This is a genomic window from Streptomyces sp. NPDC059861, assembly GCF_042731435.1.
Classification (GTDB): domain Bacteria; phylum Actinomycetota; class Actinomycetes; order Streptomycetales; family Streptomycetaceae; genus Streptomyces.
Window position 1 is genome coordinate 18861 of the sequence record NZ_JBHWJQ010000060.1, and the last position, 14711, is coordinate 33571.

General features: G+C 73.7%; 14 protein-coding genes. 7 read left to right on the plus strand and 7 right to left on the minus strand.

Annotated features, from left to right (window positions below; all coding sequences use genetic code 11):
* Nucleotides 1-5 precede the first annotated feature (5 nt).
* Entirely contained in the window at nt 6-590 is a 585-nt protein-coding gene (locus ACFV6X_RS33835; protein WP_385390111.1) for a hypothetical protein, read from the minus strand.
* A gap of 191 nt (nt 591-781) precedes the next feature.
* On the opposite strand from ACFV6X_RS33835, the gene ACFV6X_RS33840 reads away from it, so the two are divergent.
* The 4 genes from ACFV6X_RS33840 (at nt 782) to ACFV6X_RS33855 (ending at nt 4775) form a co-directional block, all read left to right on the plus strand.
* Nucleotides 782-1921 carry a WD40/YVTN/BNR-like repeat-containing protein gene (locus ACFV6X_RS33840; protein WP_385390113.1) on the plus strand — a complete coding sequence of 380 codons (1140 nt, stop codon included), beginning with the start codon at nt 782-784 and terminating at the stop codon, nt 1919-1921.
* A gap of 81 nt (nt 1922-2002) precedes the next feature.
* Complete coding sequence (locus ACFV6X_RS33845) at nt 2003-2680, plus strand: uracil-DNA glycosylase (RefSeq protein ID WP_385390115.1); 678 nt, start codon at nt 2003-2005, stop codon at nt 2678-2680.
* Between the two features lie 26 nt (nt 2681-2706).
* Nucleotides 2707-3684, plus strand: coding sequence for an N-acetylglucosamine kinase (locus ACFV6X_RS33850; RefSeq protein ID WP_385390116.1), 978 nt, complete (start codon nt 2707-2709; stop codon nt 3682-3684).
* A gap of 167 nt (nt 3685-3851) precedes the next feature.
* Nucleotides 3852-4775, plus strand: a complete 924-nt coding sequence (locus ACFV6X_RS33855) for a sirohydrochlorin chelatase (RefSeq protein WP_385390118.1) — start codon at nt 3852-3854, stop codon at nt 4773-4775.
* Nucleotides 4776-4850: 75 nt separating this feature from the next.
* Here the strand turns inward: ACFV6X_RS33855 and ACFV6X_RS33860 are convergent, their stop codons facing one another.
* Nucleotides 4851-5870, minus strand: coding sequence for a lactonase family protein (locus ACFV6X_RS33860; protein ID WP_385390120.1), 1020 nt, complete (start codon nt 5868-5870; stop codon nt 4851-4853).
* A 156-nt stretch (nt 5871-6026) separates the two neighbouring features.
* Nucleotides 6027-7523 carry an FUSC family protein gene (locus ACFV6X_RS33865; protein ID WP_385390121.1) on the minus strand — a complete coding sequence of 499 codons (1497 nt, stop codon included), beginning with the start codon at nt 7521-7523 and terminating at the stop codon, nt 6027-6029.
* A 255-nt stretch (nt 7524-7778) separates the two neighbouring features.
* Between ACFV6X_RS33865 and ACFV6X_RS33870 the strand changes: the two genes are divergently transcribed.
* Together ACFV6X_RS33870 and ACFV6X_RS33875 are read left to right on the plus strand one after the other, a co-directional pair.
* Nucleotides 7779-8270: an Lrp/AsnC family transcriptional regulator gene (locus ACFV6X_RS33870; RefSeq protein ID WP_385390123.1), complete on the plus strand. Its 492-nt coding sequence runs from the start codon at nt 7779-7781 to the stop codon at nt 8268-8270.
* Between the two features lie 4 nt (nt 8271-8274).
* Entirely contained in the window at nt 8275-8970 is a 696-nt protein-coding gene (locus ACFV6X_RS33875) for an HAD family hydrolase (protein WP_385390124.1), read from the plus strand.
* 7 nt (nt 8971-8977) lie between these two features.
* On the opposite strand, the gene ACFV6X_RS33880 is transcribed toward ACFV6X_RS33875, so the two are convergent.
* Entirely contained in the window at nt 8978-9757 is a 780-nt protein-coding gene (locus ACFV6X_RS33880; RefSeq protein ID WP_385390125.1) for a LysR family substrate-binding domain-containing protein, read from the minus strand.
* Nucleotides 9758-9815: 58 nt separating this feature from the next.
* On the opposite strand from ACFV6X_RS33880, the gene ACFV6X_RS33885 reads away from it, so the two are divergent.
* A complete protein-coding gene (locus ACFV6X_RS33885) occupies nt 9816-10202 on the plus strand; it encodes a DUF5997 family protein (RefSeq protein ID WP_385390127.1) in 387 nt (128 codons plus the stop codon).
* 171 nt (nt 10203-10373) lie between these two features.
* Here the strand turns inward: ACFV6X_RS33885 and ACFV6X_RS33890 are convergent, their stop codons facing one another.
* The 3 genes from ACFV6X_RS33890 to ACFV6X_RS33900 are packed head-to-tail and all read right to left on the minus strand — an operon-like array spanning nt 10374 to nt 14621.
* The gene (locus tag ACFV6X_RS33890) at nt 10374-11519 is read right to left on the minus strand and encodes an XdhC family protein (protein WP_385390128.1); all 1146 of its coding nucleotides are present in this window, start codon (nt 11517-11519) and stop codon (nt 10374-10376) included.
* On the minus strand, nt 11512-13629 hold the full coding sequence (locus ACFV6X_RS33895; protein ID WP_385390129.1) for a xanthine dehydrogenase family protein molybdopterin-binding subunit: 2118 nt from the start codon (nt 13627-13629) through the stop codon (nt 11512-11514). Before ACFV6X_RS33895 ends, ACFV6X_RS33890 begins: the two co-directional genes overlap by 8 nt.
* Nucleotides 13626-14621: an FAD binding domain-containing protein gene (locus tag ACFV6X_RS33900; protein WP_385390131.1), complete on the minus strand. Its 996-nt coding sequence runs from the start codon at nt 14619-14621 to the stop codon at nt 13626-13628. Before ACFV6X_RS33900 ends, ACFV6X_RS33895 begins: the two co-directional genes overlap by 4 nt.
* Nucleotides 14622-14711 lie beyond the last annotated feature (90 nt).

Genomic DNA, 14711 nt, shown 5'->3' on the forward strand with positions numbered 1-14711 from the left:
GGTGCTCAGCTCGCTCTGCGGTGCCGCAGTGCGTCGAATCGGGCCCAGTCGGTCTCCCACTGGTCCAGGCGTTCGCGTTCCAGCCGGTCGCGCAGGAGGCGGGCGCCCGCCAGTGGGAGGGTGGCCGCGCCGATGCCCGCGAGGGCGCCGGTCAGGTGGGCGCGGACGTGGGCCTCGGACGGGGTGGTCGGCTCGGTGACCAGGCGGCCCTGCCGGTCGGTCCAGACGGTGACGGGGGTGCCGGCCGGGCTGCCGGGCCGGACCCGGGCTTGGCCGGTGCGGCCGGAACCGTCCGGCGCGGACCAGCGGACCTCGGCCCACACCCGCTCGATGCCCGGCGCGCCGGACGGTGCGGGGGGCGATCCGGGCACCTGCTCGGCCAGCCGTGCCTCGACCGGGCGCCACTCGACGCGCTCCCGGGCCAGTTCCCCCTCGACGGTCCGGCTGACCGCCAGACCGGCGAGCACCCCGACAAGCGCGGTGAGCGCCCAGGCGCCGAGCAGAATCCAGGCCTCCACCCTGTCGGAGCGGCGCCGCAGCGGATTGCGCCGCCAGCGCCACAGCCACACCCTCGGACCACCGAACCCCATCGAAGGCTTCCTCCTCGTGAGCACACGAACATCCCCCGACCGCCCTCCCATACGGGGCACGGGTCGTCGATGCTCACGGTCCGGGCCGCGACGCGCCGGTCCCGAAGGCCTACGGGCCGCGCGCACGGCCCGCTTCCGTCCGGCGGCACCGTGCTGACCTGCGGCGCAGCCACTTTCGGGGGTCACTGTCAGTGGTGGGGTGCAGACTGGCCGGTGTCTGGGACAAAGACGTCGCGGAGGTGATCGGCATGACCGAAGTACTGCTCGCCGTGGGCACACGCAAAGGCTTGTTCATCGGGCGCCGGCGCGGTAGCGCCTGGGAGTTCGACGAAAGCCCCTACTTCAACGCACAGGCCGTGTACTCGGTCGCCATCGACACTCGTGGTACGACTCCGCGGCTGCTGGCCGGCGGTGACAGCGCCCACTGGGGACCGTCGGTGTTCCACTCCGACGACCTGGGCCGCACCTGGGCCGAACCGGCCCAGCCGGCAGTGAAGTTCCCCAAGGACACCGGCGCCTCCCTGGAGCGCGTGTGGCAGCTGCACCCGGCGGCCGCGGAGCCGGACGTGGTCTACGCGGGGACCGAGCCGGCCGCGTTGTACCGCTCGGAGGACAGGGGGGAGACGTTCGAGCTGGTCCGTCCCCTGTGGGAGCACCCGACGCGCGCGCGGTGGGAGCCGGGCGGCGGCGGCGAGGGCCTGCACACCGTGGTCACCGACCGGCGCGATCCGAGGGCGGTGACGGTCGCGGTCTCGGCGGCCGGCGTGTTCCGCACGACCGACGGCGGCGTGAGCTGGACCCCGTCCAACTCCGGTGTCTCGGCGGTGTTCCTGCCGGATCCGAACCCCGATTTCGGACAGTGTGTGCACAAGATCACCCAGGACGCGGGGACGCCGGACCGGCTGTATCTGCAGAACCACTGGGGCGTGTACCGCAGCGACGACGCGGGCGCGCACTGGTCCGACATCGGTGAGGGCCTGCCGTCGACGTTCGGTTTCGCCGCCGCGGCCCATCCCCACCGGGCGGAGGCGGCGTACGTCTTCCCGATCAACGCCGACGCCGACCGGGTGCCCGCGGACCGGCGCTGCCGGGTCTTCCGTACGGCGGACGCGGGCAAGTCCTGGGACCCGCTGACGGCGGGCCTGCCCCAGGAGGACCACTACGGCACGGTGCTGCGCGACGCGCTGTGCACCGACGACGCGGACCCGGCGGGCGTGTACTTCGGCAACCGTAACGGCGAGGTGTTCGCGTCGGCCGACGACGGCGACAGCTGGCGGCAGTTGGCGTCGCATCTGCCGGACGTGCTCTGTGTGCGGGCCGCGGTGATCTGATGCGGCGTCCGGGGGGATCGCGGTCGTGCCGCGTCGGCCACTGGTTGATCGCCGCTGCCTGTACGGCAGTAGGGTGACGCCGTGGCACCACGACCCTTGCATGAAATCGTCGAAGCGGGCTGGGCGCAGGCCTTGGAACCCGTGGCCGGGCGGATCGCGGAGATGGGTGACTTCCTGCGTGCGGAGATCGCCGCGGGACGCACCTATCTCCCGGCCGGGCCGAATGTCCTGCGGGCCTTCCAGCAGCCGTTCGACGAGGTACGCGTCCTGATCGTCGGACAGGACCCGTACCCGACCCCGGGGCACGCGGTGGGGTTGTCGTTCTCCGTCGCGCCCGAGGTGAGTCCGCTGCCCGGCAGCCTGATCAACATCCACCGGGAGCTGAACACCGACCTGGGGCTGCCCCAGCCGTCGAACGGCGACCTGACCCCGTGGATCCAGCAGGGCGTGCTGCTGCTCAACAGGGCGCTCACCACGGCCCCGAGGCGTCCGGCCGCGCACCGGGGCAAGGGCTGGGAGGAGGTCACCGAGCAGGCCATCCGTGCGCTGGCCGCGCGCGGCAAGCCGCTGGTGTCCATCCTCTGGGGTCGCGACGCCCGCAACCTCCGTCCGCTGCTCGGCGACCTGCCCTCGGTGGAGTCCGCCCACCCCTCCCCCATGTCGGCCGACCGTGGCTTCTTCGGCTCGCGCCCGTTCAGCCGCGCCAACGACCTGCTCATGCGCCAAGGGGGTCAGCCGGTGGACTGGCGTCTGCCGTGACGGCGGAGCGGAGGGGGCCCGCATCGGTGAGCACCGATGGTTTCCTCGCCGTCGACTCCGGAGGATCCGGGCTCCGGGTCGTCGTCGGGGACGTCACACGGGGGCCGCTGGCCGTGCGGGAGTCCCGGGTGCCGGTGCGGACGGGTGACCGGGGGATCGACGCCGGGCACCTGATGGAGCAACTGGTGCCTCTGGTGCGGGCTGCGACCGCCGAGGCCGGGCTCCCGGCGCTCGGCACGGCCGCTGTCGGCGCCGCCGGTTTCAGCACGCTCGGTGACGCCCTGCGTGCCGAACTGCCCGGTGCCCTGCGCCGCGAGTGCGGGATCCGGGCGGTGGCCCTCGCCGCCGACGCGGTCACCGCGTACGCGGGCGCCCTGGGATCGCGGCCCGGTGCCGTCGTCGCCGCCGGTACGGGAATGATCGCCGTCGGCACCGATCTCACACGCTGGCGGCGGGCGGACGGCTGGGGGCACCTGCTGGGCGACTGCGGCGGTGGCGCCTGGATCGGGCGGGCCGGGCTGGAGGCCGCGTTGCGCGCGCACGACGGGCGGGAGGGCGGCTCGGCCCGACTGCTGGAGTGCGCGACGGAGTTGTTCGGCCCGATGCCGGAACTGCCCGGCGAGCTGTACCCACGCCCGGACCGCCCGGCCGTCCTGGGTTCCTTCGCGCCCCGGGTGGCGGACTGCGCCCGCGAGGGCGACCCGGTCGCCGTGGCCGTGCTGCGGGCGGCGGCCCGGCACATGGCCGACTCCGCGCGCGCCGTGTGCCCGGCGGAGAGCGAGCCCCAAGTGGCGACCACCGGTGGCCTGTTCAAGATGGGCGCCGCACTCCTCGTACCCCTGGACGAGGAGCTGTCCGCACGGCTGCCGCGGGCCCGGCGAGTTGTGGCCGAGGGCGATCCGCTGCACGGCTCGGTGCGGATCGCGACCGAGTTGGCGACCGGGGCACTCAGTCTGCCGCGTGACGAAAAGATGCTGTACGTGGTGCCCACACAGGACGACTGACTCTCCGAGTTGTGCCCGTTCGTCCCGCACCCGCCGTCGCCCTGCGCACCGAAACCCGGTGATCACTTCCAATTCGTACGTAACTCATCAGACAAAACAGGACGGATACCGCTCACCTGCACCCTCCCCGAACAGGGGAGCCCAGTGAGCCAGTAACATGCGGCGCCATGAGCTCCCCCACTGGGCCCGCGTCCGGCCTGCCAGTACGAATGCCGCGACCCCGCCAGCCCGGGCGGCACCGCCGACCCGAGCCGCTGGCGGCTCCCGAGGGCGCGCCCGCGCTCGTCCTCGCGGTTCCCGGCACGCCCAGCGCCGCCACGCGCGCCCTCGCCGAGGAGGTCGTGAGCATCGCCCGCTCCGAGCTCCCCGGCCTGGACGCCCGGATCGGCCATGTCGACGGGGACGCCTCGGAGTTCCCCACGCTGCAGGCCGTGCTCGCGCAGGCCGCCGAGGAGCGCACCGCCCGCTACGAGCAGGCACGGGCGGCGGGAATGGACGTCAAGCAGCCCGACGGCCCCGTCGCCGTCGTGGTGCCGCTGCTGGCCGGACCGGACAGCGCGCTGCTGCGCCACATCCGCCAGGCCGTGATGGACAGCCGGGTCGCCGCCGAGCTGACCGACGTCCTCGGCCCGCACCCGCTGCTCGCCGAGGCCCTGCACGTGCGCCTGTCGGAGGCCGGCCTGGCCCGCGCCGACCGCGCGCGGCTGTTCACCGTGGCGACGGCCGCGGACGGCATCATCCTGGCCTCCGTGGGCGGCGAGGAGGCCGTGCAGGCGGCCGGGATCACCGGCATGCTGCTCGCCGCGCGGCTCGCCGTGCCGGTGATGGCGGCGGCCCTCGACCAGGAGGGCTCGATCTTGTCCGTCGCCGAGCAGCTGCGCTCCTCGGGCTCGCAGCAGCTTGCGCTAGCCCCGTACCTGATCGGTCCCGAGATCGACCCGGGTCTGGTCGAGGCGGCCGCGACCGAGGTGGGCTGCGCCGCCGCCGAGGCGCTCGGTCCCTACCCGGCGATCGGCAAGCTCGCCCTGGCCAAGTACACGACGGCGCTGGGTATCTCCCCGCAGCAGCCGCAGGGTGCGCCGGTGCGCTGAACCGGCGCACGACAGCCGTACCGATGGAGGGCCCGCTCCGATGCCGGAGCGGGCCCTCGGCTTCGGCGGCGAGGGTCAGCCGAAGACCACGCAGGACGCCGCGGGCACGGCGATCGAGCCGGCCCGCCGGGGCAGCCCCGTCCCGGCGTCGACGGCGAACCACGTCACGTCGCCGGACCGCTCGTTCGCCACGTACAGGAACCCGCCCGACGCGGCGATCGCCCGCGGCCAGTGACCTCCGCACGGAACCGTCCCGGTCAGCCGCAGCTCCTCGCCCTCGACCGCGAAGACCGAGAGCACGTCCTGCCCGCGCGTCGCGGTCCACACGAAACCGCCGTCAGATGAGGCCACGATGCCCGAGGGGTAGGCGTCCCCCGCCGGGCCGCCGGGCAGTACCGGCGTCTCCGTCAGCGGCTTCAGGGAGCCGTCCGAGGCGTCCCAGCGGCAGACGGTGACGGTCGGGGTGAGCTCGTTCAGCACGTAGACATGGCTGCCGTCGGGATGGAACGCCAGATGACGGGGGCCGGAGCCGGGTCGCAGGGCGGCCTCCCGGTGCAGTGCGAGGCCGCCCTCCTTCAGCGTGCACACGCGTACGGAGTCCGTGCCCAGGTCGACGCTGACCACCCAGCGCCCGCTCGGGTCGCCCTGCACCTGATGGGCGTGCGGGCCCTGCTGACGGAGGGTGTGCGGGCCGGATCCGGAGTGGCGCAGCACACCGGACGGGGCGGCGCCGAGGGTGCCGTCGGGGCGCAGCGGCACGGCGGTGACACTGCCGGAGCCGTAGTTGGCCGTCAGGACGTGACCGGCCACGACGCTGAGGTGGGTCGGCCCGTCGCCGACGGGGACGGGGCGGCCGGCCGGTTCGGGTACCGCGCCCGTGACGCGGTACGCCGCGACCGTGCCCTCGGTCGTCTCACTGACCGAGTAGAGGGTGTCTCCGTCGGCCGAGAGGGCCAGGTAGGAGGGATCGGGGACGCCGTTCAAGCTGCCCAGCACCGTCAGGGCACCGCTTGCCGCGTCCACGGCCGCCGTCACCACTCCGGGGCCGCCGGCCGCCGTGAACGACCCGATGAACGCCCGCCCGCCGTCTGCCACCGCTGTCCCCTCTCGGTTGTCGGGTGTCGCGGGCGACGCTAGCAGTTGAGCCGCTACGGTCTGGACCAAGAGCCAGGGCTGGCGGAGGCGAGGGCCCGGGCCGCCGGAGAGAGGCGGACTCTCCAGTCGATCGTGCGGCGGACTGCCGGCCGGTCCTCAGGCCCCGACCAGCGGCGACCCGGACGGCGTGCGCAGGGGCGTGGCCAGTTCCGTCAGGGCGCGCTCCAGGCCGTGCAGGTGGGCGAGGGCCCCTTCGTGCGCGGGGGGCTCGGGCGCGAGGGAGGCGGCCTGTTCCGTCGTACCGTCCGTGAGGGCTTTCACCGCGGCCTCCACACGCCAGCAGGCGGCGGTCAGGCGGACGTCGTGGGAGGCTTCCGGGTCGGCGGCGACGGCGACGAGGCCGCGGATCTCGCGGACGCAGTCGTCGAGCAGGGCGATCACCTGCCGCGCGCGCCGCTTGCGGCCCAGCATGGGGTTCAGCGGGTGGACGAGCGGGCCGAGGGCGAGCCGGACCCGACCGAGGAGCTGTTCCAGTTCGGCCACGCGCGGGGACGGGTCTGCGGCGGCGTCGCCGGCGAGGCGGGCGGCGGCCTCGCCGGTGCAGGCGTGGACGCAGCGCAGGGCGCGTTGGATCCAGGCGTTGTTGACGGTGTGGGTGGTGACCGGCAGCACGAACAGCACGGCGAGCACGGCGCCCAGCGCCCCGATACCGGTCTCGGCCAGGCGCAGCGCGAGCAGAGCGGGGTGGAGCAGGTCCAGCAGGCCGTAGAGCAGTTCGGCGAGCACGGTGACGCAGAGCATCATCCAGGTGTAGGACACGGCGGCCGTGTAGAAGATGCCGAACACGCAGGCGGCCACGAGCACGGCCGACGGCACCGGTGCGCCGTCCAGCGGGACGGCGATGAGCAGGCCGAGGCCGATGCCGAGCACCGTGCCGAGGACGCGGCGGAAGCCACGGACCAGGGTCTCGCCGCGTGAGGTGGTGTTGACGAAGATCCACCAGGTGGCGCCGACGGCCCAGTACCAGCGCTCCGCGGACACCATCTGGCCCACGACGAGCGCGAAGCCCGCGCCGGCGGTCGCCTGGACCGCCTGCCGGTTGGTGATCCGGGCGAGACCGGAGCCGTCCGCCGGGGCGACCGCCGGAGCCGTGGGCGTCCGGCGCTCGTAGCACCACAGTCCGAAGCGCACCACGGACGCGCTGAGCACGGACAGCAGGACGGCGGCCCCCAGCTCGGGCAGTTGCCCGGGCGTGGCCCGCAGGAACTGCGCGATGAAGAAGGTCATGAACGCGAACACACCGAGGCTGTGTCCGCGCGGCCCCCAGCGGCGGGCAAGGACGCCCAGGCCGACGACGGCGAGGAAGGTGAGGTCACGGGCGACGGGCTGGTCGTGCAGTACGGCCGCGGCGGCCAGGACCGGCAGCCCGACGGCCGGGAGCAGCGTGGTGGTGACGACCTGCCCGCGCACGGTGGCGTCCGTGACGGTGAACAGGGCGAGCAGCGCGGCCAGGCCCCCGCTGACGGCGCCGACGAGGGAGTGACCGGCGAGCCCGCAGACGACGACCGCGAGGCCGATGCCGAGCACGGCCCGCGCCGCGAAGCGCAGCCGCGCCCGCCCCGGGTCCGGCGCCACGAACACCCTCTTCAGCACTGCTTCCCGCCCCCTGCTGCGCATCGGCATGAAAAAGGCGCCGCGGGGATCCGCAGCGCCATCGACTCCCCCATGACAGCATCACTTCCGCCACTGGCTCAAGTCGCCCACAATTCACTGGACCAATGGACCAGCCACGTGACCGCCGCCGAGCCGCCGTCGGACCAACGGCCCACGTCGGACCGTTCGCACCGGTCACGCCTCGTTGGGCCATTGGTACAGTCGGCGATGACCGACAGGAGGAGGCCGGGCACGATGGCCGTGGACGAGCTGGACACGCGCATCCTGCGCCTGCTGCTGGAGCAGCCGCGCACCAGCGTGCGCGAGTACGCCCGCATCCTCGGCATCGCCCGCGGCACCCTCCAGGCCCGCCTGGACCGGCTGGAACGGGACGGCGTGATCACCGGAACCGGCCCGGCGCTCTCCGCCGCCGCCCTCGGCCACCCAGTGCTGGCCTTCGTCCACATCGAGGTCACGCAGGGCCACCTCGACGAGGTGGGCGACGCGCTGGCCGCCGTACCGGAGATCGTCGAGGCCTTCTCGATCACGGGCGGCGGCGATCTGCTCACCCGGGTCGTGGCGCGCGACAACGGGCACCTCGAAGACGTCATCCAGAAGCTGATCGGCATGCCCGGCGTGGTCCGCACCCGCACCGAGGTGGCGCTGCGCGAACGCGTCCCGCACCGGCTGCTGCCGCTGGTGGAGTCGATCGGGCGGACGGCGCGCAGACAGCCCTTGACATCATGACCCCATGAGCGATCTCGCCGGCCTCTCGGTCATCTTCGATCTCGACGGAACGCTCGTGGACAGCGAGCCGAACTACTACGAGGCCGGCCGGCTCACCCTCGCCGAGCACGGCGTGCCGGACTACACCTGGGCCGAGCACGAGCGGTACATCGGCATCAGCACGCTGGACACGATCGTCGACTGGCGCGGGCGCTACGGTCTGCGCGCCCCGGTCGCCGAGCTGCTCACCGCCAAGAACCGGCGCTACCTCGCACTCGCCCGCGCCTCCACCCGCGCCTATCCGGAGATGCGGAAGTTCGTGGAGCTGCTGGCCGGCGAGGGCGTCCCGATGGCCGTGGCGTCGGGCTCCTCCCCCGAGGCCATCGCGGCGGTCCTGGCCGGTACGGGCCTGGACTCCCAGCTGCGCACCCTGGTCTCGGCCGACGAGGTCGCCAACGGCAAGCCCGCTCCCGACGTCTTCCTGGAGGCCGCCCGCCGCCTGGGCGCCGACCCCTCCGGCTGCGTGGTCGTCGAGGACGCCGCCCCGGGCGTGGCCGCCGCCCACGCGGCCGGCATGCGCTGCATCGCCCTCCCTTATGTCGCCGACCAGGCGGACGGCCCGGACTTCGCGACCGCCGGCCTGCTGCTGCGGGGCGGCCAGGCGGAGTTCACGGCTCGAGCGGCGTACGACTGGCTCACGCGCACGGCCCGTAGCCTCTGACCCACCTCTAGGAACGGCGGCGGGGCTTGCCGCGGCGGGCGCCTTTGGCAGTGCCCTTGGCGCCGCCTCGGGGAGCGCCTTTGGCGGTGCCGGACCGTGAGGCCTGCTTCGCAGCCGGCTTGCGGCGCGCGGCGGGCTCGGTGCCCCGCTTGTCCTTGGGCTGCGTCTCCGGCTGGGTGCGGCCGCGGGTGCTGTTCACCGTCCGGCCGCGCACGATGCCGATGAAGTCCTCGACCAGGTCGGTGTGCGCGTCCTCGGGCCACGACAGGGCCACGCCCGACTGGGGTGCGTCCACCAGGGGCCGGTAGGTGAGGTCCTTGCGGTGGTGCAGGCGGGCCAGGGACTGGGGAACGGCGAGGACGCCGATGCCCGCGGCGACGAGTTCGACGGCGTCGGCGGTGGTGGCGGGGCGCTCGAAGGCGGGCTCCCCCGGCGGTCGCTCCCAGCCGAGTACGTCGTCGAGGGGGTGGAGGACGACCTCGTCGGCGAGGTCCTCGACCGTCACCTCGTCCGCCGCCGTGATCAGGTGGTCCTTCGGGACCATGACGACCGTCGTCTCGGTGTAGAGGGGGATCGCGCTGAAGACCGTACGGTCCACGGGCAGCCGTACGATCCCCGCGTCGGCGCCACCGTCGCGCAACACATCGGATGCCTCGGCGGCCGTCACGGCGAGGAGGGAGAGGGAGACGGCGGGCAGGCGCTCGTTCCAGATCCGCACCCACTTGCCGGGTGTCGCCCCAGGAACGTACGCGAGCCGGAACGTAGAGGGTGCTTCCGAGCCTGTCACGCCGCCAGGTTACCGGCTGTGGTCGGATGTCTCGTATCCGGCGGATAGTCTGGAGTGCATGAAGTCGCACCAGACCACTCAGACGATGAAGCCCGCGACCGCGGCGAAGAAGCTGGGTGTGTACCTCCCCGCCACCCCCGCCGAGTTCCAGGAGGGCGTGGTCTCGCGTGCCGAGCTGAACGAGCTCCAGGCCGACCCGCCCGAGTGGCTGCGGGAACTGCGGCGCAACGGCCCGCACCCGCGGCCGGTGGTCGCGGCCAAGCTGGGCGTCTCCATCGCGGGTCTGGCGCGCGGCGGGATGACCGAGCCGCTCACCACCGAGCAGATCGAGACCCTGAAGCAGGAACGTCCCGAGTGGCTGGAGAAGGAACAGGCCACGCAGGCCGAGGTGCGCAAGGAAGCGGCCCGGCTGAAGGAGAAGAAGGCCGAGGCCGAGGACTCCTGAGGGCGGGCGCCCGAGGCCGAGGGCTCCGGGCTCCTGAAGCCGGGGGCTCTGAGCCGCGTGCCCTCCTGAAGCCAGGCGTAGGGGCCGCAGGCCTACCGACCGGCGCGCGCTGGCTTCAGGCGGTCGGTCTCCCGGCCCGACCCACGCCGACCAGAACGGCCCGCGCCCCCGCTATGCCGCCACGGCGGCCTCCTTCCGGTGGATCGGCGTGCCCGAGCCGGTCAGCGGCAGGCCCGTGCCGCCCTGGCGGGCCGCGATGATCTCGGCGGCGATCGACACGGCGGTCTCCTCGGGCGTATGGGCGCCCAGGTCCAGGCCGATCGGTGAGCGCAGCCTGGCCAACTCCCGCTTTCCCAGCCCGGCCTCCCGCAGCCGCCGCTCGCGGTCCTGGTGGGTACGGCGGGACCCCATGGCGCCGACGTACGCGACCGGCAGCCGCAGGGCTTCGGTGAGCAGGGGTACGTCGAACTTGGCGTCGTGCGTGAGGACGCAGAGGACCGTGCGCGCGTCGGTCCGGGTCCGCCGGAGGTAGCGGTGCGGCCAGTCCACGACGATCTCGTCCGCCTCCGGGAAGCGGGCACGGGTGGCGAAGACGGGGCGGGCGTCGCAGACGGTGACGTGGTAGCCGAGGAGTTTGCCGGTGCGGACGAGGGCCGCGGCGAAGTCGATCGCACCGAAGACGATCATCCGGGGGGCGGGGACTTCGGACTCCACGAAGAGGGTGAGCCCGGGGAGTTCGAGCGTGCCCGTGCGCCCCTCGGTCAGCATGGCGTGGGCCTCCGTGGCGACGCGGGTGCGGGTTCGGTGGGAGGGGTCCGGTGACCCGTCACCCTCTGCGGCACCCTCCGGGGCACCCTCTGGGGGCGCTTCCGCTTCGTACGATCCGTCCTCGTGGACCAGCAACGGGCTGCCGAGCAGTTCCTCCGGGCCCCTTGTCACCCGTGCCAGAGCCACCGTCTCTCCCCGGGACGCGGCCCTCAGCGCGCTCCGGACGAGCCGGGTCTCCCGGGTGACCGGCGTGATCAGGACCTCGATCGCGCCGCCGCAGGTCAGGCCCACGGCGAAGGCGTCCTCGTCGCTGTAGCCGAAGCGTTCGACGACTGTGTCGCCGTCCTGGAGGGACTGGACGCACAGGTCGTACACCGCTCCCTCGACGCAGCCGCCGGAGACCGAGCCGATGACCGTGCCCTCCGTGTCGACGGCGAGAGCGGCGCCGGGGGCGCGGGGGGCGCTGCCGCTGACGGAGATGACCGTGGCCACGGCGAAGTCACGGCCCTCCGCCGCCCAGCGGTCGAGTTCCTCGGCGATGTCAAGCATCGGTGGCCCCCGGCAGGACGCGGTCGGGCCGGATGGGCAGGTTGCGGTGGCGCACGCCGGTCGCGTGCCAGACGGCGTTGGCGACCGCGGCCGCGGCGCCCACGATGCCGATCTCGCCGATGCCCTTGATGCCGACGGGGTCGTCGGGGTCGGGGTCGTCCACCCAGTCCGCCTCGACGGAGGGTACGTCGGCATGCGTGGCGACGTGGTAGCCGGCGAGGTCGGCACCGACGTTGGCGCCGGAGGCCTGGTCGCGGACGGCCTCCTCGTGCAGGGCCATGGAGATGCCCCAGATCATGCCGCCGACGAGCTGGTTGCGCGCGGTCAGCGGGTTGACGATCCGGCCCGCGGCGAAGATGCCGAGCATGCGCCGCACCCGGACCTCGCCGGTGGCGACGTCCACGGCCACCTCGGCGAACTGCGCCCCGAAGGAGTGCCGCTCCTTCGCGGACAGGGCGCCCAGGGCCGCGGTGGTGTCGGACCGGACGGTGATGCCCTCCGGCGGGACGTCCGCGCCCAGGGCGAGCCGTTCGCGCAGCTCACCGGCGGCCACCGTGATCGACCAGGCCCAGGAGCGGGTGCCCATCGAACCGCCGGCGATCATCGCCGGTCCGAAGTCGCTGTCCCCGATCCGCACCCGGACCCGGTCCGGCGGCACGTCCAGCGCGTCGGCGGCGACCAGGGTGAGTGCCGTACGGGCTCCGGTGCCGATGTCCGAGGCGGCGGTGCGCACCGTGAAGGTGCCGTCCGCCTCCGCCGTGATCGCCGCCGTCGAGGGCGCTGCTCCGGCGAAGAACGAGGACGCCGCCGTGCCGGTGCCGATCAGCCAGCGTCCGTCCCTGCGCACGCCGGGGCGCGGATCGCGGTCCGCCCAGCCGAAGCGGCGGGCGCCCTCCTCGAAACAGGCGAGGAGGTTGCGGCTGCTGAAGGGCAGGCCGGAGACGGGGCCGGCCGTGGGCTCGTTGCGGACGCGCAGGGCGATGGGGTCGATGCCGCACTTCTCGGCGAGCTCGTCCAGCGCCGACTCCAGCGCGAACGCACCCGGTGCCTCGCCCGGCGCGCGCATCCAGGTCGGCGTCGGCACATCGAGCCGTACGACCTCGTTGGCCGTGTGATGAGCGTCGGCGTCGTACATCACCCTGGCCACTCCGGCGCTGGGCTCGACGTAGTCGAAGACCGTCGACGTGTGGTTGAGGGAGCGGTGGTCCAGGGCCCGCAGCCGTCCGTCGGCGTCCGCGCCGAACCGCACTCGCTGTGTCGTGGGGCTGCGGTGGCCGGCCAGCGTGAACATCTGGCGGCGGGTCAGGACGACCCGGACCGGGCGCTGGAGGGCGGTCGCGGCCATCACGGCGGCCACCTGATGGGCGCGCACGCCCTTGCTGCCGAATCCGCCGCCGACGTGCTCGGAGCGGACCCGGACCGCGCCCGGGTCGAGGGAGAAGATCTTCGCGATGCTGTCCTGGACCCAGGTGGCGCCCTGGTTGGAGTCGAACACGTCGAGCCGTCCGCCGTCCCAGCGGGCGGTCACCGCGTGCGGCTCCATCGGGCTGTGGTGCTCCTCCGGCGTCGTGTACTCGGCGTCCACGACGACCGCGGACGCGGCGAGTTCGGCCTCCAGCTCGCCCTTCGCGGTCACCGCGGGCATGTGGCCGTCCAGCGGCTGGACGCCGGGGTGGTCGGCGGAGAAGGCGACGTCGTGCGGCTCCTGGTCGTACTGCACGACCAGCGCCTCGGCGGCCTCCCGGGCCTGCTCCGAGGTCTCGGCGACGACCAGCGCCACCGGCCAGCCGAAGTGCGGCACCCGGTCATTCTGGAAGAGCGCGGCCGACGGGTCGGGCGGGACGCCCAGCAGGCCGATGTGGTCGGTGTCGAGGCGAGGCGCGTTGCCGTGGTGCAGGACGGTGATGACGCCGGGCATGGCGAGGACGCGGTCGGTCTCCAGGGCCCGGATGCGGCCACGGGCGACCGTGGACAACGCCAGCCAGCCGTGGGCAAGTTCGGCGAAGGGGATCTCCCCCGCGTAGCGGGCGGCGCCGGTGACCTTGTCCCGGCCCTCGACGCGGGTGTGGGCGGTTCCGACGGAGGACGTCGGGCGGGTGACGGTGGTCATCGGGCGTCGGCCTCCTCGGCGAGTTCGGTCAGCACGGCGACCACGAGGTTGCGCATGAGGGTCACCTTGTACTGGTTGTGCGGCAGCGGCTGGGCCGCGGCCAGTTCGGCGTCCGCCGCGGCGGCGAAGGTCTCGGCGTCGGCACGGGCTCCGGTCAGCAGTTCTTCGGCCTTCCGTGCCCGCCACGGCCGGGACGCGACCGCCCCGAACGCCAGCCGCACCTCTCGTACGGTCCCGTCCTCGACGTCGAGCGCGGCGGCGACGGAGCCGATCGCGAAGGCGTACGAGGCGCGCTCGCGCACCTTGCGGTAGCGGGAACGGGCGGCGACCGGGGCGGGCGGCAGGGTGACGGCGGTGATCAGCGCGCCCGGCGGCAGAGCGGTCTCCAGATGCGGGGTGTCACCCACAGGCCGGTAGAACTCGGCGAGTGGCAAGTCCCCCGGCCCGTCCGCCGTTTCGTACGAGACGACGGCGTCCAGGGCGGCGAGCGCGACCGCCATGTCGGAGGGGTGGGTGGCCACGCACGCCTCGGAGGCGCCCAGGATGGCGTGGTTGTGGTGCTCGCCCTCGATCGCGGGGCAGCCGGTGCCGGGGACACGCTTGTTGCAGGGCTGGGCCACGTCGGCGAAGTAGCCGCAGCGGGTGCGCTGGAGCAGATTGCCGCCGACGGTGGCCATGTTGCGCAGTTGCCCGGAGGCGCCGGCCAGCACCGCCTGGGTCAGCATCGGGTAGCGGCCGCGGACCTCGGGGTGGGCGGCGAGGTCGCTGTTGGTGACCGTGGCGCCGATGCGCAGGCCGCCGTCCTCGGTCGGCTCGACGCGGTCGAGGGGCAGCTCACGCACGTCGACGAGCCGGGCCGGCCGCTCGACGCCGGTCTTCATCAGGTCGACGAGGTTGGTGCCGCCGCCGAGGAAGCGGGCGTCCGGATCGTCGCCGAGCAGCGCGACGGCACCGGAGACGTCGTAGGCCCGCTCATAGCCGAACTCCCTCATGCCGCCCTACCTTCTTGAGTGCGTCCCTGGAGTTCGCGACTCTGGGACAGCGCGGGTGGGGCAGGGATGGGTTTCATGCTTGCTGCCCTT

Bases quoted from the DNA above. Each gene is read 5' to 3' on its own strand.
- ACFV6X_RS33870 (WP_385390123.1), top strand. From the start codon at position 7,779: ATGGCCGTGGACGAGCTGGACACGCGCATCCTGCGCCTGCTGCTGGAG.
- ACFV6X_RS33835 (WP_385390111.1), bottom strand. From the start codon at position 590: ATGGGGTTCGGTGGTCCGAGGGTGTGGCTGTGGCGCTGGCGGCGCAAT.
- ACFV6X_RS33855 (WP_385390118.1), top strand. From the start codon at position 3,852: ATGAGCTCCCCCACTGGGCCCGCGTCCGGCCTGCCAGTACGAATGCCG.
- ACFV6X_RS33900 (WP_385390131.1), bottom strand. From the start codon at position 14,621: ATGAGGGAGTTCGGCTATGAGCGGGCCTACGACGTCTCCGGTGCCGTC.
- ACFV6X_RS33875 (WP_385390124.1), top strand. From the start codon at position 8,275: ATGAGCGATCTCGCCGGCCTCTCGGTCATCTTCGATCTCGACGGAACG.
- ACFV6X_RS33885 (WP_385390127.1), top strand. From the start codon at position 9,816: ATGAAGTCGCACCAGACCACTCAGACGATGAAGCCCGCGACCGCGGCG.
- ACFV6X_RS33895 (WP_385390129.1), bottom strand. From the start codon at position 13,629: ATGACCACCGTCACCCGCCCGACGTCCTCCGTCGGAACCGCCCACACC.
- ACFV6X_RS33890 (WP_385390128.1), bottom strand. From the start codon at position 11,519: ATGCTTGACATCGCCGAGGAACTCGACCGCTGGGCGGCGGAGGGCCGT.